Annotated in this window: 20 protein-coding genes and 1 riboswitch; of the genes, 9 read left to right on the top strand and 11 right to left on the bottom strand. The window is 60.0% G+C overall.

From position 1 onward, the window contains the following. Positions 1–106 precede the first annotated feature (106 nt). The 6 genes from C7436_RS13550 to cobS all read left to right on the top strand — a co-directional run bounded on the left by C7436_RS13550 (position 107) and on the right by cobS (position 6,323). On the top strand, positions 107–793 hold the full coding sequence (locus C7436_RS13550) for a response regulator transcription factor (RefSeq protein WP_121208144.1): 687 nt from the start codon (positions 107–109) through the stop codon (positions 791–793). Continuing rightward, positions 784–2,205 carry an ATP-binding protein gene (locus C7436_RS13545; RefSeq protein ID WP_121208143.1) on the top strand — a complete coding sequence of 474 codons (1,422 nt, stop codon included), beginning with the start codon at positions 784–786 and terminating at the stop codon, positions 2,203–2,205. Before C7436_RS13550 ends, C7436_RS13545 begins: the two co-directional genes overlap by 10 nt. Before the next feature lie 85 nt (positions 2,206–2,290). Then, on the top strand, positions 2,291–3,058 hold the full coding sequence (locus C7436_RS13540; RefSeq protein WP_121208142.1) for a glycosyltransferase family 2 protein: 768 nt from the start codon (positions 2,291–2,293) through the stop codon (positions 3,056–3,058). A gap of 1 nt (position 3,059) precedes the next feature. Beyond that, entirely contained in the window at positions 3,060–3,728 is a 669-nt protein-coding gene (locus C7436_RS13535; RefSeq protein ID WP_121208326.1) for a TVP38/TMEM64 family protein, read from the top strand. A 9-nt stretch (positions 3,729–3,737) separates the two neighbouring features. Next, positions 3,738–5,486 carry an ArnT family glycosyltransferase gene (locus tag C7436_RS13530; RefSeq protein ID WP_121208141.1) on the top strand — a complete coding sequence of 583 codons (1,749 nt, stop codon included), beginning with the start codon at positions 3,738–3,740 and terminating at the stop codon, positions 5,484–5,486. Between the two features lie 75 nt (positions 5,487–5,561). Further along, positions 5,562–6,323 carry an adenosylcobinamide-GDP ribazoletransferase gene (gene cobS / locus C7436_RS13525; protein ID WP_121208140.1) on the top strand — a complete coding sequence of 254 codons (762 nt, stop codon included), beginning with the start codon at positions 5,562–5,564 and terminating at the stop codon, positions 6,321–6,323. Between the two features lie 13 nt (positions 6,324–6,336). Here the strand turns inward: cobS and C7436_RS13520 are convergent, their stop codons facing one another. Beyond that, a complete protein-coding gene (locus tag C7436_RS13520) occupies positions 6,337–7,005 on the bottom strand; it encodes a DNA-3-methyladenine glycosylase I (protein WP_121208139.1) in 669 nt (222 codons plus the stop codon). A gap of 114 nt (positions 7,006–7,119) precedes the next feature. On the opposite strand from C7436_RS13520, the gene C7436_RS13515 reads away from it, so the two are divergent. Further along, positions 7,120–7,698, top strand: coding sequence for a nucleotidyltransferase domain-containing protein (locus C7436_RS13515; protein ID WP_023007791.1), 579 nt, complete (start codon positions 7,120–7,122; stop codon positions 7,696–7,698). Positions 7,699–7,713: 15 nt separating this feature from the next. Further along, positions 7,714–8,133, top strand: coding sequence for a hypothetical protein (locus tag C7436_RS13510; RefSeq protein WP_121208138.1), 420 nt, complete (start codon positions 7,714–7,716; stop codon positions 8,131–8,133). A gap of 14 nt (positions 8,134–8,147) precedes the next feature. Here the strand turns inward: C7436_RS13510 and bluB are convergent, their stop codons facing one another. The 10 genes from bluB to cbiB form a co-directional block, all read right to left on the bottom strand. Continuing rightward, a complete protein-coding gene (gene bluB, locus C7436_RS13505; protein WP_121208137.1) occupies positions 8,148–8,849 on the bottom strand; it encodes a 5,6-dimethylbenzimidazole synthase in 702 nt (233 codons plus the stop codon). Beyond that, a complete protein-coding gene (locus tag C7436_RS13500; RefSeq protein WP_121208136.1) occupies positions 8,846–10,315 on the bottom strand; it encodes a cobyric acid synthase in 1,470 nt (489 codons plus the stop codon). Before C7436_RS13500 ends, bluB begins: the two co-directional genes overlap by 4 nt. Beyond that, a complete protein-coding gene (gene cobO, locus C7436_RS13495) occupies positions 10,316–10,927 on the bottom strand; it encodes a cob(I)yrinic acid a,c-diamide adenosyltransferase (RefSeq protein ID WP_121208135.1) in 612 nt (203 codons plus the stop codon). It lies immediately after the preceding gene. Positions 10,928–10,961: 34 nt separating this feature from the next. After that, on the bottom strand, positions 10,962–12,269 hold the full coding sequence (locus tag C7436_RS13490) for a cobyrinate a,c-diamide synthase (protein WP_121208134.1): 1,308 nt from the start codon (positions 12,267–12,269) through the stop codon (positions 10,962–10,964). A 159-nt stretch (positions 12,270–12,428) separates the two neighbouring features. Beyond that, a complete protein-coding gene (locus C7436_RS13485) occupies positions 12,429–13,223 on the bottom strand; it encodes an ABC transporter ATP-binding protein (RefSeq protein ID WP_211329874.1) in 795 nt (264 codons plus the stop codon). Beyond that, positions 13,223–14,137 carry a FecCD family ABC transporter permease gene (locus tag C7436_RS13480; RefSeq protein WP_050999037.1) on the bottom strand — a complete coding sequence of 305 codons (915 nt, stop codon included), beginning with the start codon at positions 14,135–14,137 and terminating at the stop codon, positions 13,223–13,225. The genes C7436_RS13485 and C7436_RS13480 overlap by 1 nt, the downstream gene beginning before the upstream one ends. A gap of 69 nt (positions 14,138–14,206) precedes the next feature. Then, on the bottom strand, positions 14,207–15,097 hold the full coding sequence (locus tag C7436_RS13475) for a cobalamin-binding protein (RefSeq protein WP_121208133.1): 891 nt from the start codon (positions 15,095–15,097) through the stop codon (positions 14,207–14,209). A gap of 26 nt (positions 15,098–15,123) precedes the next feature. Beyond that, positions 15,124–16,932: a TonB-dependent receptor domain-containing protein gene (locus tag C7436_RS13470; protein WP_121208132.1), complete on the bottom strand. Its 1,809-nt coding sequence runs from the start codon at positions 16,930–16,932 to the stop codon at positions 15,124–15,126. Positions 16,933–17,089: 157 nt separating this feature from the next. Then, positions 17,090–17,286: riboswitch (cobalamin riboswitch) on the bottom strand. 34 nt (positions 17,287–17,320) lie between these two features. After that, the gene (cobD, locus tag C7436_RS13465; RefSeq protein WP_121208131.1) at positions 17,321–18,385 is read right to left on the bottom strand and encodes a threonine-phosphate decarboxylase CobD; all 1,065 of its coding nucleotides are present in this window, start codon (positions 18,383–18,385) and stop codon (positions 17,321–17,323) included. Beyond that, entirely contained in the window at positions 18,382–19,341 is a 960-nt protein-coding gene (cbiB, locus tag C7436_RS13460; protein WP_121208130.1) for an adenosylcobinamide-phosphate synthase CbiB, read from the bottom strand. Before cbiB ends, cobD begins: the two co-directional genes overlap by 4 nt. A 114-nt stretch (positions 19,342–19,455) precedes the next feature. On the opposite strand from cbiB, the gene cobT reads away from it, so the two are divergent. After that, entirely contained in the window at positions 19,456–20,514 is a 1,059-nt protein-coding gene (gene cobT, locus C7436_RS13455) for a nicotinate-nucleotide--dimethylbenzimidazole phosphoribosyltransferase (protein WP_121208129.1), read from the top strand. The last annotated feature ends 2 nt before the right edge of the window (positions 20,515–20,516 follow it).

Genomic DNA, 20,516 nt, shown 5'->3' with positions numbered 1-20,516 from the left:
GGTGGAGAGTCTTAACCCATCCTTAAGGCAATGCCGGAGATTTCTTAAGCCCGCGTTAAGCTTTCTGTGGCACACTCGTCAGGATCACATTTAGCAGGAACCACCCATGCGCATACTGTTGGTGGAAGACGACCATCCGCTTGCCCGCACAATGCTGGACATGCTCCGGCAGGACCAACATACGGTCGACTGGCTCGACGACGGTCAGCAGGCTTTGACGGCGCTGAAGCAAGACCATTTTGACCTGGTCATACTTGACCTGACCTTACCCCGGCTCGATGGCCTCGATGTTCTCCGAGGCGCAAGGCAGGCCGGTAACCACACACCCGTGATCATTCTGACCGCTCGCACCGAACTGGATGAAAAGCTCCTGGGCCTTGATGCCGGGGCGGACGACTACCTAACCAAACCTTTCGCCATGGCCGAACTGAAAGCCCGGATGCGTGCAATAACCCGGCGCGGGGCTTCTACCAGCGGCGATGCCGAGCTTCAGGTGGGGCAAATAAAACTGAATACCGATACCGGCCAGCTTGTGGCAGGTGGCGAAACATCCGTACTGCCTCGCAGCGAGTTCCAGATTCTTCACTACCTGATGCGACACCCCGGCCAGGTTGCCACGCGCCGGCGCCTGGAAGAACAGCTCTACGGTTGGGATTCGGGCGCTGAAAGCAACGCCCTGGAAGTACACATTCACCACCTTCGCCGCAGGATCGGCAAGCCCGTCATCCGCACCATTCGTGGCGTCGGCTACGTTCTGGATCCCGAGGCGGCGGGGGCATCCGCATGTCGCTGACTCGCACGTTAACGCTTCTGGTTACCTCGACAGTGCTCCTGATCGCACTGATCGCCTCCATCTGGAGTTATATCGAGAGCAATCACGAGCTGGAGGAACTGTTCGATGCCGAGCTTGCCCAAAGCACACGCATTGTACAGGGGCTGGTTCGCCATCTGGTGGACACCCAGGCCATTGAGCAGTTGCCGGCAACCCTGAGCGAGACCCTGACGCTGCCACTTGATCCTGCGGTTGAACTTGACCTGGAAGCCGATGAAGACGAAATCCTGCCCGGCGGGGTTGGGCACAAATATGAGAAGAAACTGGCATTTGAAGTGTGGACGCCAGAAAGAGAACCCCTGCTCGACACCCTTAACTCGGATGACAATCTGGGGCTGGCCCCCGGTTATTCCTGGGCCGAATCGCGCGGCCATCGCTGGCGCACCTTTACCCTGCAGGATCCGGAAACCGGATTCTGGATACGCACCGCACAACGGGAAGACATTCGAGGCGAACTCAGTCAGGAACTGGCACTCGGGAACGTACTGCCATTAATCCTGGCGTTGCCGCTGCTACTCGTGGCAGTGATTGTCGCCGTTCAACTCGGGTTCCGCCCCCTCGCCAGGCTGGAGAAACCCATCCGACATATGGCGCCGGAGCGTATCCATCCGCTCGACGACCGACAGGCACCAAAGGAAGTCGCTGGCCTGGTTCAGGCGGTGAACACCTTGCTCCGACGCCTTGATCTGGCCCTCGAGCGCGAACGGCGGTTTTCCGCCGATGCGGCTCACGAGTTGCGCACCCCCCTCGCAGCCTTGCGTCTCAATCTGGAGCGGGCCTGTACGGAACATCCGGAATTGTCGCAGGACCTGATCCAATCCGTCGATCGCATGGTGCATCTGGTTGAGCAGATGCTGCTACTCAACCGCGTGGACTCCGGCATTGACTTCGTCCCGACCCGGAACAACCTGTCGGCCATCCTTGAACAGAGCGTTGCCGACGTTGCCCCCCTGGCACTGAAGAAACAGATTGACCCCGTTCTGGAGGATAATACCCATCAGGCAATGGTTCAGTGCCATAGTGCACTGATCAATACCCTGATGCGCTCCCTGCTCGCCAACGCCATACAGTACAGTCCCCGGAACACTGTCATCCTGACCCGCCTGGTCGCTGAGGGCGATGGCTACAGCATCTCCGTCTGCGATCAGGGCCCGGGCATTGACGCTGGGGAACGAGAGCGCGCCCTCAGTCGTTTTGTCCGTCTGGATCAACGCCAGGGAGGAGGCGCCGGGCTTGGACTTGCCATCGCTCGCCGGATTGCCGAACTGCATGGCGGTCATCTGGTTCTGTCAGACCGGCCAGACGGTGGTTCCGGCCTGTGCGTCCGGGTCTGGCTCCCCACCAGTTACCGATGCGAGCAGCGCCGGCGTTAAGGTTTGATTAAGGTTGGAAGCTGATACTTGCTCCCGTTACCAGGGTCCCTGAGTCCCTGGATGCCACTTTCGGGAGAGCTTTCTGATGCCACGGCAACCGACCCTTTCACTGGTCATACCTGCAAAAGACGAACAGGACAACATCGCTGCGCTGCTGACGGAGGCGTTCACCGTCATGCGCGATTATCCAGAATTTGAGATTGTGCTCGTTGATGATGGCAGCAACGACCGAACGCTGGAGACTGCCCGGCGCACAGCCGCAGTACTCAACGGCAACCTGAGCGCAGTTCGACATACCCACAGCATTGGCCAGAGCGGAGCCCTGGCCACGGGCATACGCCAGGCCCGAGGCCAATGGATCGCCACCATGGATGGCGACGGCCAGAACGACCCTGCCGACATCCCGGCATTGTTGCAAAAAGCCGGCAGCGTGAACCAACAGGATTTCTGCATTGCCGGTTACCGTCGAAACCGTAAAGACACGCCATGGAAACGCTTTCAGTCACGACTTGCCAACCACATTCGCAATGCGTTTCTACATGACGGAGTGCCAGACACGGGATGTGGTCTGAAACTGTTCCCTCGCGCCACTTTTCTCAAGCTGCCCTGGTTCGACCACGCCCACCGCTTCATTCCCGCACTGGTCAAGGGGCTGGGGGGCGACATTGCCGTTGTTGAAGTCAACCACCGGCCACGCACCGCAGGGGCATCCAAATACAATGCCTGGAATCGCACCTGGGCCGGCATTGTCGATATGATCGGCGTTCTGTGGCTTCTTAACCGCACACGGGTGCCCCAGATTGCGAGCGTCGCAGAAAACGCCGACGAACAACCCATCACCGATCATGCATGATATGACCACGGTTTTTCGCTGGCTGGCCCTTATCAGCCTCATTGTTGCCGGCTATTCCGCCATCAACGGGCACTGGCTCGGGCTCATCACCGACCAGGTAAGTGTCGCCAACTTCCTGCAAAGGTATGGATGGCAGGGAGTTGCCGCAATCACCCTGCTCGGCGCAATGTTCACCGGATTTGGCGCCCCCCGGCAAGCACTCGCCTTTATCCTTGGTTTTGCCACCGGCAGCGTGGAAGGTGCTGTCATTTCGACGCTTGCCACCGCCCTTGGCGCGACTGGCTGCTTTTATGCCGCCCGGTGGCTACTGCGGGCACCACTCATGTACCGTTTTGAACTTCGCATGCGGCGCTTCGACAGTCTGTTCACGGAAGGCACCCTGCTCAAAATACTCATGATCAGGCTGTTGCCGGTAGGCAGCAATCTTGTCACCAATCTCCTCGCCGGGTGTTCCGGGATACGATTCGTCCCATTTTTGTTGGGCAGCGTTCTTGGCTACCTGCCCCAGATGGTGATCTTTGCAATGGCCGGCGCAGGGATTGGCCAGGCCCGTCTCGATCAACTTGTGGTAAGCGCGGTTCTGTTCGCGCTGGCAAGTGCCATTGGCGCTTACCTGTATCACAACCAGCGCAATCAGACCCTTGCTGATTCCGTATCTGACCCCTCCTGAGTTGCGATTATGACACTCGACTTCCGTCTTCGGCGTTTACCCGACACCTTATTCAATCTGCCGTACAACCGATTGTTACTGGTGGTACTGGCCTTCGCGGCACTCATGATTCTGACCGGCATCGGGTTACGCTCTCCGTGGCCCGCCGACGAACCGCGATTCGCCGAAGTGGCCCGGGAAATGGTGACCTCCGGGCAATGGCTGCTGCCGATGCGGGGCGGCGAACTCTACCCGGACAAACCACCGGTGTTCATGTGGGCCATCGCCTTTTTCTACTGGCTGACCGGCAACCTGAAAATCGCGTTTCTGCTACCGAACGCCCTGTGCAGCCTGCTAACCCTGGGCCTGGTGTTCGATCTGGGCACACGCTTGTGGAACCAACGCACCGGCGCCATTGCCGCACTGCTGCTGATGGTGGCACCCCAGTTCCTGATTCAGGCCCAGCGAGCCCAGATTGATGCCATGGTGGCCTGCTGGATCATGGTGGCCTGTTACGGTCTGATCCGGCATTTTTTCGTGCAGCCGTCCTGGCGTTGGTATTTCGTGGCCTGGGCCTTTATGGGGCTTGGCATTATTACCAAAGGGGTTGGCTTTCTGCCCGCCTTGCTGTTCATTCCGATACTGGCCCTGAAACTGCAGGACACTTCTCGGTTTCAGGGCACACTCCGCTGGCGCTGCGCCCTCGGGCCCCTGGTCATGCTGGCCGTTGTGGCAGCCTGGCTGGTACCGATGGTGCTGGCCGTCAGTCACCTGGGCACCGACGAGGCCCTGGCCTATCGCGACAACATTCTGTTCAAACAGACCGGCGAGCGCTATGCCGATTCCTGGGGGCACATTCAGCCCTGGTATTACTACCTCGCCAGCGTGATTCCCTCGCTGTGGTTTCCGCTGCCGCTGCTATTCCTGGCACTGCTGCGGCCCATTCGTGAGATTCTCAAACACAGGCTGGACGTGGTGGTTCTGCTGGCGTGGGTCGTGTTGGTGGTGGCGTTTTTCAGCCTGAGCCCGGGCAAACGCGGGGTGTATGTGCTCCCGGCTTTGCCGGCACTGGCCCTGAGCCTGGCCCCGGCATTGAGTGGACAAAACCCGGCACGCTGGTTCGGGGCGGTCACCAGTGTTCTGCATCTGCTGCTTGGTGCAGCCTTGATCATCCTGGGCGTCCTAGCCTGGAATGACCACCCTCGTCTGGTGGAAAAGGTCGCTGACTACACCCAGGATCCGGCTCGACTGCACGAAGCCGGCACCCTGTTGTTCACCCTTGGGTTTATCTGGGTCGCAAGTCTCATGGCGTTCTGGCGCTGTCGGGCACTCGGGCGCTGGTTCATTGCCCTGATGGTGAGTTGGCTGGTGTTCACAACCTGGGGTTATCGGATTCTCGAGCCATTGCGCACACCCAGAAATGTGCTCGCCGCAGCCGAGCAGTTCGTGCCTGCCGGCGGGCAGATTGGCATGATCAATTTCCGGGAACAGTTCATTCTGTTTTCAAAGCGGGACTTTACCCATTTCAGTTATTTCAGTGACACAGAACAGGAAAGCCGTAACGCATGGCTCTGGATGCGGGAGACACCGGATAGCTATTTAATGGTGGCTGAAGACGGAGAGCTTGGCTGTTTCAATAAGCAGGGTGCCCGACCGCTGGGCACTGCTCACCGGGATACCTACGTGCTGCTGAGCGACCAGGACATGACGGACAGCTGTGAACCCCCGGACAAGGTGACACGCTTTACCACCGACAACCCCGGGGAGTGGCTGGACTGATGCGACTCTGAGAACGCCGCAAACTTTGCTGGTCTCACGTACAATGGGCGCTTTTGAATTCTCAAGGAGGCGCCCTTGCTCCCTCGCTCGCGGATTGCACAAGAATGGCAGGCTTTCTGGCTGGCACTGGGATTCCTGACTCGTATCCCCATGCTCGTCCGGATTGATTACTCCCAGCGCCTGATGAACCAGAGCAGCGTCTATTTTCCCCTGGTGGGCCTTCTGCTCGGCCTTGGCTATTGCGCCGCCTATTTTCTGTTCTCACTGGTGGCCAGCCCGCTGGCGGCCATTATCCTGGTGGTTATTCTGCACCTGTTTATCACCGGGGCCTTCCACGAAGATGGCCTGGCCGACAGTGTTGATGCTCTCGGCGGCGGCTATACCGTGGAAAAACGTCTGGAGATCATGAAAGACAGCCGGATCGGAACCTATGGCACGGTGGCAGTGGTGATGGCCTTGCTGCTGAAAGTAGCTCTGCTGGCTGAGGCTGAATTGATCTGGCTTGCGTTGCTGGTGGCACCTGCGGTTTCCCGGCTGACACCACTGATATTGATGGCCTGCCTGCCGTACGTCACTGACCCCGACAAGAGTAAATCCAAGCCGGTGGCAGACGGTTTCTCCCGCAGCCGTTTGCTGGCGGCCGCGGGGTTTGTGTTGTTGCTGGCAGCCGGATTATCACTCTGGCAGCCGTTACTGATTCCCGCAGCCATAACGGCCGTCCTGCTGGTTGCTGTGTTCTGGGGCAGCTATCTTCGTAGCCAGCTTGGCGGCTACACCGGCGACACCCTGGGCGCAGCTGTCGTGTTCAGTGAACTGGCGCTGTTGCTGTTTCTCTAACGTGGGGGCATCGTCAGTTATCCACCGTGAAGGACACTATCCGGGACAGGTGGCTGATGGGCATTTCCGTCTCTTCGTGCCAACGGTTGAACGCCTCCTGGGCCTGGCTCATGCCTTTCTTGCTGGCCGGTGAGGCATCCAGTATTCCGGCCCGGGTGAGGGCGGTAACCACATCGTGGGACAGGATAAAACCATCCCAACCCACCCGACGCAGGAAGTACTGGGCTGAGTTCCCCCCCAGACGCTCACCGTTACGCTTCAGGTAGAGCAGCAGCCCCACCTGATCGGTCGACGGCCACTGGGCCAGAAACTGACCAAAGCTGCCATGGTCTTTCGCCACATCCATGATCATCCGGGCATTTTCCGGCACGGTCCGGATCTTCTTCATGTTGCGAACAATACGCTCGTCTGTAGCCAGCTGCTCCAACACTTCTGGCGGCACCTGCTGCCAGTAGGCGGGCACAAATCCTTCGAAGGCCGCCTCAAAATCCGGCCATTTGTTCTCAATTACCCGCCAGACGAAACCAGCCTTGAAAATGCATCGGGTGATCTCGGACAGGTAACGGTCGTCGCCGATCTCCGCCAGACGATGCTTTTCGGTGACCGGAGGCAACAGGGATTTCAGGGCCTGATCGCCACCCTTCCGGGCCAAGGCCTGCTGGTAAAACACAGAAAACTTCATAGACCCTCCACAGAGATCCCCAAATTGGGACTTAAAGAGCCCAATATGGGATTGAAAATACCCAAATCAGGTACTAAAGTACCCATATTGAGACTCATGAGATGCAACCTGACCATGCCCGGAACCAGTATCGGTGACGCACTGTTTACCAAAACCCAACAGCGCCTGCTATCGCTTATCTACGGCCATCCAGACCAGAGCCTGTACCTGAATGAACTGGTACGGCTGGCAAATATAGGGCGCGGCACCGTTGTCCGGGAGCTGGCCAAACTGACCGATTCCGGTCTGGTCGTCATGACCCGCCAAGGCAACCAGAACCACTACCAGGCCAACCCGGACAACCCGATCTTCGATGAGCTGAAACACATCGTCCAGAAAACCTTTGGTATTTCCGATGTGCTCCGGAATGCCCTGGCGCCACTGGCGGATACTCTCGAACAGGCCTTTATCTACGGTTCCGTGGCAAAAGGGGATGCCCATGCGGGCAGCGATGTCGATGTCATGCTGATCGGCCACGATCTCAGTTACAGCGAGGTTATGGAACTGCTGGCCCCCGCCGAACAACAATTACAACGAACCATCAATCCCACGTTATACTCTCCCGCCGAGTTCGAGCAGCGTATCAAAGACAATCAGAGTTTTGTCACCCGGGTGCTGGACCAACCCCGCCTCGACCTCCGCTTCAGCCACTGAGACAGGACACATTGCATGGAAGCACTCGATAATCTGGTCAGGATCCGACGACTCAAGGCAGAACCACCTGATGCCCGGGAGTTCAAAGGCATGCTCAAGGCTGCCGACACCAAGCTCCGGGACGCCTGCATTGAGGGATTGTCTGAGGACAGCCAGTTCTCTCTGGCTTATGGCGCCGCCCACGCATTATCGCTCGCCGCCCTGAGATGGCACGGGTATCGTTCCGAAAGCCGTTATATTGTCTTCCAGTGCCTGCAACACACCATTGGCTTACCCAATGCCAAATGGCGCGTGTTGGACAAGTGTCATTCGGCCCGCAATCTGGCCGAATACGAGGGCCACATGGACGTGAACCCCCAATTGCTGAAGGAGCTGATTGCGATCACTCGCGAGCTGCAATCACTGGTGAGGGATCTGCCGCCAATAGGAAACTGACGTCCATCCCGATGTCAGACCTGCTTTAACCGGGCCAGCAGGGACTCCTGATCAAGGGCGCCACCCCAGGTATTACCATGTACCAGATCTTCCAGCGGCAGCCGGGAACGCCAGCCTTTGGACTGTAATTCCGGTTGCTCCAGGAATTCACTGACATAGCCCAGGCAGAGATAGGCCAGTGGGTATACATGATCCGGTAACTGCAGGATATTCGACAGTACATCCTGATCCAGGATGCTCACCCAGCCCACGCCAATGCTCTCGGCCCGTGCCGCCAGCCAGAGATTCTGCACCGCCAGGCAGGTGCTGAACAGATCCATTTCCATAATGGAATTACGCCCCAGGACATTGGGGCCGCCGCGGGATCGATCACAGGTGATGCAGAGGTTGATGGGGCTTTCCAGAATGCCCTGCAGTTTCAGGCTCCGATAGGTTTGCTGGCGCTCGCCGGTGTAGTTTTCCGAGGCCTTTGCGTTTTCATTGTTAAAACTGTCCAGCACCTGCTCGCGCACCGCCAGGCTGTCGATCACGATGAAATCCCAGGGCTGCATGAAGCCGACCGACGGGGCGTGGTGGGCAGCTCTCAGGATGCGCGCCAGAACCTCCTCCGGAATGGCATCCGGCAGGAACTGGGAGCGCACATCCCGGCGCTCGAAGATGGCCCGGTACAAGCCTTCGCGCTGGGCATCGCTGAAAGGATCATTCGGGTTACTCACAACTGCAACAGCCTCCTTAACCGCTCTTTGTCCAGGCACTGATCCACCTGATCGGCCAGGCGATCAAGCTGCTGCAGACGGTGACGCTGGTAATCCACCGACTGCTCGCCCTGTGTTTTAAGGCCTGCCCAGGCCAGAATGGCCTTGCAGGCGGCTGGCTCGTCGAAGACGCCGTGGATATAGGTACCCGCCACCTGGCCATCCGCACTGACGGCGCCATCCGGCCTGCCTTCCAGCTCTGCAAATGGGCGCACCAGCGCCGCGCCTTCCGTGACACCGTTGTGCATTTCATAGCCTTTCAGGGCGCCTGTCACCACCGTGCTGGCAATATGGGAGGTCAGCCCGCCATTTACCATTCGAAGCTGCTTGCCCGGCACCATACGGGTAACCATCTCGAACAGGGCCAGGCCCTTCGTAGTGCCGACTTCACCTTCCAGCCCTTCCGGGTCTTCCACTTTAAGCCCCAGCATCTGGAAGCCGCCACAGATACCCAGTAGCTTGCCGCCATACCGCAGGTGTTTCTGGATGGCCTCCGGCCAGCCTTGTTGCTTCAGCCACTGCAGGTCGTGCCGGGTGCTTTTGCTGCCGGGCAGGATAACAAGATCGGCTGGCGGAATTAGTTCATCCGGCCCCACGAACACCAGGTCAACGCCCGGGTGGAGTCGCAACGGATCAAAATCGTTGTGGTTGCTGATCCGGGGCAATACCGGCACCACCACTTTCAGGGCGCCGGCCTCGCTGGTGCCGGCGGCACTGACGCTGTCTTCGGAGTCGATCACTAACCCGTGCAGGTATGGCAAAACGCCGAACACCGGCTTGCCCGTGTGTTCCGTCAGCCAGTCCAGCCCGGGCTCCAACAGCGCAATATCACCCCGGAACCGGTTGATGACAAAACCCGCCGTCCTGTCCCGCTCACTGTCGGAAAGCAACGCCAGTGTGCCCACCAACTGGGCGAAAACACCGCCCTTGTCGATATCCCCTACCAGCAACACCGGACAATCGGCGGCTTCGGCAAAACCCATGTTGGCAATGTCGTTGGCCCGCAGGTTGATTTCCGCGGGGCTGCCGGCGCCTTCGGCGATGACCACATCGTAGCGAGCGCTCAGATCCCGCCAGCTCGCCATCACCGAATTCATCGCCTCAGCTTTGTAGACGTGGTAATCCAGAGCATCCATATTGCCATGGACCTTGCCCCGCAAGATCACCTGGGCGCCGCAATCGCTCTGGGGTTTCAACAACACCGGGTTCATGTCGCTGTGGGGCTCCAGGCCACAGGCCAGCGCCTGTAACGCCGTGGAACGGCCAATCTCGCCGCCATCCACGGTGACTGCACTGTTCAGGGCCATATTCTGGGGCTTGAATGGCGCGACTGAGACCCCCTGCCGGGCCAGCCAGCGACACAGCGCCGCCACCACCGTGGTTTTGCCAGCATCCGAGGTGGTGCCCTGCACCATCAGGGTGGGCATTTACAGCTCCACACCCTTCTGGGCCTTGATGCCCTGATCCTTGAAGGCATGTTTGACCACACCCATCTCGGTGACCGTATCAGCCAGATCAATCAGTTCCTGCGGAGCCCCGCGACCGGTGACCACCACATGCTGCATTTCCGGACGGGCCTGCAGGTCGTCCAGCACCCTATCGAGATCGAGGTAGTCGTACTTCAGGGCGATATTCAGTTCATCCAGCAGTACCAGGTCATAGCTGTCATCGCTCAGCATGCTTGCTGCAACTTCCCAGGCATCGGTTGCGCTCTTCACATCCTGTTCCCGGTTCTGGGTATCCCAGGTGTAGCCCTGTCCCATGACGTGGTAGGTGACGTTCGGCAGCTCCCGGAAAAACGCTTCCTCACCGGTGCTGAATGCGCCTTTGATAAACTGGACGATGCCCACTTTCATACCGTGGCCCAGAGCCCGGGCCACCATGCCAAAGCCGGAACTGCTTTTGCCCTTGCCGGGGCCCGTGAGCACCAGCAACACGCCCTGTTCTTTCTGGGCTCTGGCAATGCGTTCCTGCATGATCTTCTGTTTTGCTGCCATGCGCCTGGCATGGCGTTCGGGGTCTTTGGCGCGTTCACGCATGATGACTCTCCTTGGGTTAAGGCGTTCGAGTTGCTCAGGAAAACCGGACTTCCTCACCGCGAAAGATCGCGCTAATCAAAGCAGGCGCTGACGGGAAGTATCCGTGAAAATAGCTGGCCACCAGTTTCTGGTCGCGATACACGGCCTCACCTTCAGAGCCGGCCTGTTTCTTGGCCCTGGCGGCAGGTTGCCACGGGGTCTCAAGACTGGAATGGTGATAGGTGTGGCCCCGCAACCCGCCGAGCTGGGTTTCCAGACTTTGCAGACCCAGTGCGGTCAGTCGGTTAGCCATGGTCGCCCGCCCGGGCACCAGGCCCAGCAGACTATGTACTTTGCCGTCTTTATCTGCCAGCTCTTCGGCACAGGCCATCAGACCACCGCACTCTGCCAGAATGGGTTTACCGGCCTGGTGGAAGGCGCGAATCGACGCGAGCATGGCCTGATTCTCAGCCAAGGTCCCAGCATGCAACTCTGGATAGCCGCCCGGTAGCCAGAGTGCATCTGCCATCGGCACTTCCGAATCTTTCAGGGGCGAAAAATACACCAGCTCAGCGCCCATGGCGGTGAGCAGATCCAGGTTGGCGCGGTAGATAAAACTGAAGGCCGCATCCCTGGCAACCGCGATCCTGAGCCCCGCCAGCAGCTGTTCTGGCCGGGAAGGTGCCTCATAATGAAAAGACACAGGCTTGGGCAGCACATCCAGACCCGCTGACATCATGACTTCGGCAGCCTTATCCAGCCGATCACTGAGGTCGTCCATTTCATCCGCCTGGACCAGACCAAGGTGCCGGTCCGGAATGTTCATGGCATCGTTTCGGGGTATCGCTCCCAGCAGGCTGATGCCTTCCGGCAGACTCTCCCGTAGCAGCTCGCCGTGGTAAGGACTGCCAATCTTGTTGGCAATCACCTGATGAACCGGCAATTCCGTGTCAAAGCGGGCGAGCCCCATAGCCACCGCGCCGAAGGTCTGAGCCATGCCCTTGGCATCAATCACCGGCAGGGCCGGAATACCCGCCAGCTTGGCCAGGTCGCCACTGCTGGGGCTGCCATCAAACAAGCCCATGGAACCCTCCACCAGAATCAGGTCGGCGCTCTGGGCGGCCTCGGCCAGCCGCCACCGACACTCGTCCTCGCCGGTCATCCAGGGGTGCAACTGGTAAACCGGGTTACCGGAGGCTACCTCCAGCACCATGGGGTCCAGGTAATCCGGCCCGTGTTTGAACACCCGGACGTTACGGCCGGCGTTCCGGTGCAGTCGGGCCAGGGCGGCGGTGACCATGGACTTGCCCTGGCCGGAACCCGGGGCGGTGATCATGGCAGCCGGGATTTTGTTGTCTGGCATGTGTTGCTATTCCCTGTCGTCTGAATCTGGTGCAGACGGGCAGCGGAGCAGGGCTTTCCGGGACACGCTGTGAATACATCCCTGTAAGCTTGACTGCAGCATCCCTGCTGCAGACAGTCCCGGAAAGCCCTGCCCCGCTACCCTCGCGATACTTCTGAGCTAGACTCGTTTTGGCACGAAAAAAGGCGCGCCATCCACTTCCACCGTTGCCAGTTGCTGGTTGTACAAACGTTCCAGAGCGTTCGGCACCAGCATCCTTTCTGCCGGGCCCCAGCAGGCTTCGCCGTTGGGGTACATCAACAGAATATGATCACACCAGCGGGCAGCCAGGTTCAGGTCGTGCAGGCACATAAAAATGGCATTACCCGCTGCCGCACGGTCGGTGAGCAGTTTCATGACGGCCACCTGGTGATGCAGATCCAGGTGATTCGTCGGTTCATCCAGCAACCAGGTATGAGGCGACTGGGTCATCAGGGTGGCAATCGCCACACGCTGGCGTTCCCCGCCAGACAGGGTAGTGACCAGACGGTTTTTCAGGTGCAGGACATCCAACGCTTCAAGAGCCCTTTGCGCCATAGCCAGATCGTCTGCCCCTTCCATCTGCCACGGAGACAACCAGGGATGGCGACCGATCAGCGCGGTTTCCATTACCGTTGCCGGGAAGCCGTCCTGCCGGTCCTGGAACACCAGCCCCAGCTGTTGAGAGAACACACGGCGTTTTATTCCGGATACCGAAACATCATCAAGATACAAAGCACCAGCGCGAGGCGGCCGAAGGCCTGCGAGCGTATGCAGCAAAGTGGTCTTGCCGGCACCGTTGGGCCCGAGCACGCCCCAGATCTGACCGGAGCCGATCGTTAAATCCAGCGGGTAGCCATCGGCGCGGCCGGGAATATCAATCACCAGGTTCCGGGTACTCAGGGTCTGCATGTGGCGGCTCTGCATCGCGTTCATCAGCGACTCCGGTACAACAGGTACAGGAAGGTAGGTACACCCAGCAACGCGGTGATCACACCCACCGGTAGCTGTTCCGGCGCGATCACCACCCGCGCCAGGGTATCCGCCAGCACCAGAAGGGTACCGCCGGCCAAGGCACAGGCTGGCAGAATCAGTCGCTGATCATTACCCAACACCAACCGGAGCATATGCGGAACCACAAGGCCGACAAAGCCTATGCTGCCCGCCATGGTGACCGCCGTGGCGGTGAGCAAGCTGGCGAGAATGTAAATCAGCCATTCCAGCGGGCGCACCGAAATACCCAATGCCGCCGCCTGCATCGGTCCCCGAGCCAACACATTCAGGCTCCGACCCAGTGGCACCACCAGAACACAAACAACAGTCAACAATCCCAGTCCGGGCCATGGTATCCGGGCGTATGAAACATCGCCCATCAGCCAGTACAGCATGCCCGGCAACTCCCGGGCCGGGCTGATCGCCAACATCAGGGTAATCACCGCACCCCAGCCAGCGGCCACCACCACCCCGGTCAGCAACAGGCGGGAGGGCGTCCAGCTGCCAGTACCATGGGCCAGCCCAAACACCATCAAGGTCGCGAGCAGGGCACCGGCAAAGGCAGAACCGGAAATAACCGCGCCGCCAAGCCCCGCCAGCATCGCCAGTAACGCACCAACAGCGGCGCCGCCGGACAGGCCCAGAACATAGGGATCGGCAAGCGGGTTACGAAGCAATACCTGCATCAGGGCTCCGGCCACGGCCAGCAAACCGCCGGTTGCAAAGGCCGACAAGGTTCTGGGTAGCCGGAGTTCAAGGATCAGCGTGCGCTGGAGGTTCGAGCCTTCACCCAGAAACACCGACAGCACATCCGCAGGGGATATCGCCACGCTTCCAACACCGACCGAGATCACCATGGCCAACACGCCGGCCAGAGCCAGCACCAACAGTGGCAAAGTGATCGGCCGGATCACGCAAGGGCTCCATTAAGGTCGCCGGTCACGGGCCACCTCCAGTTTTTCACAAAACAGGCGCGTACCTTCGAGCATTCTCGGTGTTGGTCGCTGTACCAGAGATGGCGGGATAAAAAACAGGTTGTCCCGCTCCGTGGCGGTCAGGCTCGGGAATGACTGCCAGCGAGTCAGCCAGTGGCGGTTTTCTTCCCCCATCCCGCCAGCCAGGATAGCTTCGGGATTGGCCGCAATAACGCCTTCGGCACTGATTCTGGGCACCAACCTCTCCAGGTGGCCAAACACGTTGTCACCGCCACACAACTCAATCATTTCACCAATCAGATGGTCACGGTTGACCGTCATCAAAGGCTCATCCCACACCTGATAGAACACCGGTACTGCATCGGCACCCGAAAACCTGGCTCGCAGGTCTGTAATGCCTTTGCGAAATCGGTCCGCCTCGGCAAAACCCGCGGCTTCGGTACCGGCCAAGATAGAGAGACGCTCAATGGTGTCAGACACTGCCTCAAAACTGCGGGGCTCGATGGAGAACACAGGCACACCCATTTCTCTGAGTGTCGCCAACTGCTCGGTCGGGTTACCGGTTACCCAGCCAATCACCAGATCCGGCTCCAGTTGCAGCAAGCGTTCCATATCCATGCGGGTGTGGCTGCCAACCGAAGTGACTTCTTTGGCGGCCGGGGGATAGTCACTGTAGGCGACCACCGCAACCACCTGATCGCCGGCGCCTGCAGCCCAGGCCAGCTCGGTAGCCCCGGGGGAAAGCGCGGCAATCCGTTGTGCCGGTTGCTCAAGGCAAATCTCTTTACCCAGATCATCCGTGGCACAGACCGGCGATGCCAAGGCGGGGAATGCCAGCAGCATCCCGCCCAGAATCACAGCCATTGCCTTCAGATCTGCCACAGAGGCCTCCCCCGGTTTAACGGTTTTTATCGGATATCGTAACGCACGGTCAGCATGGCAGTGCGGCCGGCTGCAATATAGTCCAGGTCATTCTGCCGATCATAACGAGCGGTGCTATATTCCTTGTCCAGCACGTTAGCCAGCGTCAGCCGGGTTGACCAGTCAGGGGCAAAGCGCCAGCCCGCACGCAAGTCCAGAGTAGCAAAACCGGGCAGTCTGTCGTCGTTGGCACGGTCATCGTAACGATAGCCTTCGGCCACCACTGTGCCACCGAAGTCCCAGGTACCAACGCGCTTACTCAGGTCAAGACGCAGGGTTTTGCCACTCCGGCGCTGGAGTCGGTTTCCGGTTTCCCGGTCTTCCGGGTCCAGCAGCGTCAGAGCCGCATCACCGCGCCAACCATCCCGCTCAAAACCAGCGCTGAACTCGACACCACGGATTCGGGCCTCATTGACGTTCATTGGCGTCCACAAGCCACTGGGGGTCGGGCTCCAGGCAATCAGGTTGTCCACATCAAGCTGGAACAGCGCTGCATCCCAGAACCAGGTCTGATAGTGGCCACTGGCACCCAACTCCACCGTTCCGGACTCTTCTGCCTCAAGGTCCGGGTTAGCTCCGGGAAAATACAGATCGTTGAAGGTGGGCGCCCGGAAAGACGTACCATAACTGATCCGTACTCGGTGGGACCGATCCAGAGCATGGCCAAGGGCAATGCCACCGGTTTCATTTTTGCCGTAGGCTTCGTTGTCGTCACCGCGCACACTCAGTTGAAGGTCGGTTGGGCCGAAGTTCAGGCGCAACTGGCTGTACAGGGCGGTGTTGGTGCGGCTGGTCTCAGCGTAATTGGTGGTACCGCTGACTTCGTCAGTCATTAACTCTGCCCCTACCACCAGCTCATGGACATTCCAGGTAAAGGTATTGTCCCAACGCGCTGCCCGTGAGCGGGTATTGAAGGTGCTATTGAATGTGGGCGTAACGTTGTCGGTTTCGTCCCGGGATTCAGAGAACTGAAGTGAATGCCGCCAGTAGTCACTCACCGGGGTTTCCAGCCCGAAGCCGATGGTGCGAATCATGAAATCAATTTCGCCGCCTTCGTATTCGGTGTTGCCTTCGCTTTGCACCATCACCAGGCTGGCTTCTCCGCCGGAGTCCAGCTCATGGACGACACGTCCGATACCGGCGGTGTTGCGGAAGCCCCGGTCGTCACCATCGGTGATAACTGCTGTACCGTCGGTTTCTTTATGCAAACCACTCAGGCTGAAACGGGTATTTCCAGCGCGGGCAGCAACACCGGCACTGCCTTTCTGCGTGTTGAAATTGCCTGCACCGGCTTCTACCCAACCTGCCGGCGTGTCTTCCGGGTCCAGTGTAAAAGCCTGCACAACGCCACCGACAGCATCGGAACCGTAAAGTGAGCTCCGGGCGCCACGGACAATTTCCACCCGCTCAATCAGTTCAACGGGAAAGTACTGCCAGGAGGGACCACCGGATGTGGCCGAACGCAGGCGCACACCATCAACCAGCAGCAGCGTGGAGTCGTTGGCGGTGCCGCGGGTGTAGACACTGGTGGTTTTTCCGAAGGAACCGTTGCCGGTCACGTTGATGCCGGGTTGTCCTCGCAGCAGCTGGGTGAACTCTGAGGGGCTTTGCTCGCGGATAGTTTCTTCGTCGATGACCGTAACTGATGACAGGCTTTCACCCGCAGTCAGAGGCCCAAGGGTGGCGGTAACGACAATCGGTTCCAGCTTGCGTTCATCCGACGCTTCATCGGCGGCAACAGCAGGCAACGCCAGTGGCAACAACATCAGGACGGGAAGGGCTTTGGCAGTACTCATAGCTTCACTCACGGTTCACCGCACGCACCCGTACGGTCGATCAATTAACTGCGGAGGAAGACAGACTGCTCAGACGGGGGTGGAGGGCGTGTCAGTAAATGCGAGCCAGGTTCACCCACCGCCGTCGCCCTCCGCAACGTCTGGTGTCCGGAACCCAAGGTTCCGCCTTTCAGGCCGGTCTCCGGGCTTACAGGCGGAGCCTGTGCTCCGGGGCAACCACCTTCCCATGCCATTGGCACAGTGGCGTACTGGATTGCCTTTCACCTGATTACCGTTGCGGGGGCAGCGCCGGAATGTCACCGGCTTCCCGTTTCACTGCAGGCACTCCTCCGGACTATCGCCAGCCTGGACAAAATGCATACAGCACCTGAAATCGCGGGCAAGACTATCAACCAGGGTGGGGGTGGTCAATGAGATATGTTAATTCAGACAACGCACCCTCCAGCCGTTGCCAACCGGTTTCATCCGGTGGCAAACCGAAACGCAGGGCTGCGGGTGTGTCAAAACGCCTGACCAGAATGCCGCGGCAAGCCAGTTGGTCAGCAATGCCCGCTGCGCGGGGATGTTGAACCGTTCTGAAGAGCAGGGTGCCGGCGGGGGACGACATCCCATATTGTCTGAGCAGGCCGTCCATACGCAGTCTGGCCGTTTGCAGGCTGGCACGAGCCTCCACCTGCCAGGCCCAGTCTTGCAGTGCCCGGGCCATCAGGTACCGGGCCGGACCGCTGACCGTCCAGGGACCAAGTTCGTTCGACATCTCGCGCGCCAGACCAGGGTCGGCCAGGACCGCACCGGCACGGAGACCGGCCAGCCCGAAAAACTTGCCCAGCGAGCGCAACACAATCAGCCCCGGAGCGCCCGCCCACGGGTCCAGGCCGAAGCCCGGCTCGCCCTCAATAAACGCCTGATCCAGCACCAGCCAGCCATCACGCTCGCGCAGCCGCTCGTGCCAAAACCGTAAACGGGCAGGATCCATCAGCTGCCCGGTCGGATTATTCGGCTGTATCCAGACCACTACATCCACAGAATCCAGCCATGCCAGCTCCGCTTGCATTGTCGCCTGTTCAGGAATCGCCACCACGTCGAAACCCGCTCGCCGCCAGGCATGACCATGCTCACGATAACCGGGCATGGGCACGGCCACCCGACCGAAACCATGCTTACGGGCACGAACCGCTGGCAGGGCCATGATCGCCGCCTGGGAACCCGCTACGGGTAGGCAGCAGGCACGCTCCGGCGCCCCGGCCCAGATACGGATAATCTCTTCCAGCCCATCTTCCGGCTCCGGCAGCCGTTGCCATACCTCCGCCGGAATTGCCGGAACCGGCCAGGGCACAGGGTTAATACCGGTGGAGAGATCCAGCCATTGTTCCGGAGGAATGCCCCAGTGCTGAGCCGCTGCCCTCAGGCGACCTCCATGCTCCGGCAAATCAGCACCATCGAACGCTGTCACCCGATACCTCCTGACCAGAACGCATTCAGACTTGCGGCCAAGGCCAACAACACCAACAGCCACAACATCACGCCACGCTGAACCAGGGAAATCGCGCCCTCCACGGTTTGCGCCGTGGCGCCTTGCCCGCTGCCCAGCAGCGGTCGCTGCTTCACGCCACCGGAATACGGCGCCGGGCCGCCCAGTGTGACACCGAGCGCGCCCGCTCCTGCTGCCATCACCGGGCCGGCGTTCGGGCTGTCCCAGGCCTTGGACTGTTCACGCCAGCATTTCACGGCCAGCCGGGTATTGCCCAGCAACGCATAGGTCAAAGCAGTTAGCCGGGCAGGCACCCAGTTCATAGCATCATCGAGCCTGGCGGCGCAGCGCCCGAAATACAGATATCGTGGCGTCCGGTAGCCCCACATGGCATCCAGCGTGTTTACCAGCCGGTGCAAAACCAGTCCGGGCAAGCCAGCGACCAGATACCAGAACAAGCTTGAAAACACCGCATCCGCACCGTTTTCCAGCATGGATTCCGAGGCCGCGGCGGCAACGCCTTCGTCACTCAACGCTGCTGCATCCCGACTGACAATTCGGCCAACCGCCAGCCGGGCCCTGGCGCCATCCCCGCACGCCAACGCATTCGACACCGCCCGACCATGCTCTGCCAGCCCCCGTAATGAAATGGCAAGCCAGACACCGGCCACCTGAGTGAGCAGCCACAGCCAGCCTTCCAGCAGGAATTGCAGCAAAATTGCCAGCACGACGGCTGGCATGACCGCTACCAGGGTCGCCAGCAACCCCAGCAAGAGGCTGTGCGCCGGGAATGACTGCTGATCATTCAGGCGGTGTTCCAACAGGGATGCCCACCGACCGAAGCCCACCAGCGGGTGCCACCGGCGGGGCTCCCCCATCAACCAGTCCAACAAAACCGCCGCACCGCACACCAGCACTGCAACCACAACCGTATCCAAAGCCGGTCTCCCTGAATCAATTGCCGGCAAGTCTAACCGACCGGTCACGAAACTTGACAGCCTTGCCTCCCGGTTAGACCATCCTCGGTTTTCCGCCCACAAGGACCCATCGCCATGGCACTGCCCGACAGCTGGCTCACGTCTCCCCCACGGCCCTCGGTTCAGCACACAGCGCTTGCCGCCGAGCGCCAGCAGGTGCTCACAAAGCCACCCGGCTCTCTCGGGCAGCTGGAACAGCTCGCCATCAGTCTGGCGGGCCTGCACGGCACCGACAGACCCAGCGTTGATCCGGTGCGAATGGTGGTGTTTGCCGGCGATCACGGCGTTTGCGTTGAAGGCGTTTCCGCCTTTCCTCAGGCTGTCACCGCCCAGATGATCGCCAATTTTGCCAGCGGCGGCGCCGCCATCAGCGTGATGGCCGAGGAACTCGGTGCCAGTCTGGAAGTGGTCAACCTGGGTACCGTTGGCGAAGTACCGGAATTACCGGGCGTCATAGATCAGATTATCGCCCCTTCCACGGCCAACATGGCAGAATCACCGGCCATGTCCTCTCACCAGGTTGAATCCGCGCTATCCAGTGGCGACGAAGCCGCCAGGCGTGCCGCAAACGTTGGCTGCCGCCTGTTTATTGGTGGCGACATGGGCATAGGCAACACAACCAGTGCTGCAGCACTGGCCTGTGCCCTGCTGGGGCAGCAGCCCACCACCCTCGTTGGCCCGGGCACAGGACTGAACTCCGAGGGCGTTGCCCGCAAGGCTAGGGTGGTAGAAAACGCGTTGCAACGGCATGGTCCCGACCGTGACCCGCTGATGGTACTGGCCTCTCTGGGAGGCTTCGAAATAGCCGCACTGACCGGCGCCATCCTGGGCTGCGCCGCGCGCCGCATCCCGGTTCTGGTGGACGGTTTTATTGTCTCAGTCGCTGCACTGGTGGCCGTGCATCAACAACCGGCTGCGCGCGAGTGGCTTCTGTTTGCGCATCGGTCAGCCGAACCCGGCCATAGCGCCGTGCTGGAGGCACTTGATGCCTCGCCGCTTCTGGATCTTGGCATGCGCCTGGGCGAAGGCAGTGGCGCCGCCGTTGCCGTTCCCCTGTTACGCGCCGCCTGCGCGCTGCATAACCGGATGGCCAGTTTTACCGACGCTGGCGTCAGTGGCAAAGCGGAAGAATAGCC

The organism is Marinobacter nauticus (assembly GCF_003634635.1).
In the GTDB taxonomy this organism is placed as follows: Bacteria; Pseudomonadota; Gammaproteobacteria; order Pseudomonadales; family Oleiphilaceae; genus Marinobacter; species Marinobacter nauticus.
This window is presented reverse-complemented; position numbering and strand designations above follow the sequence as displayed.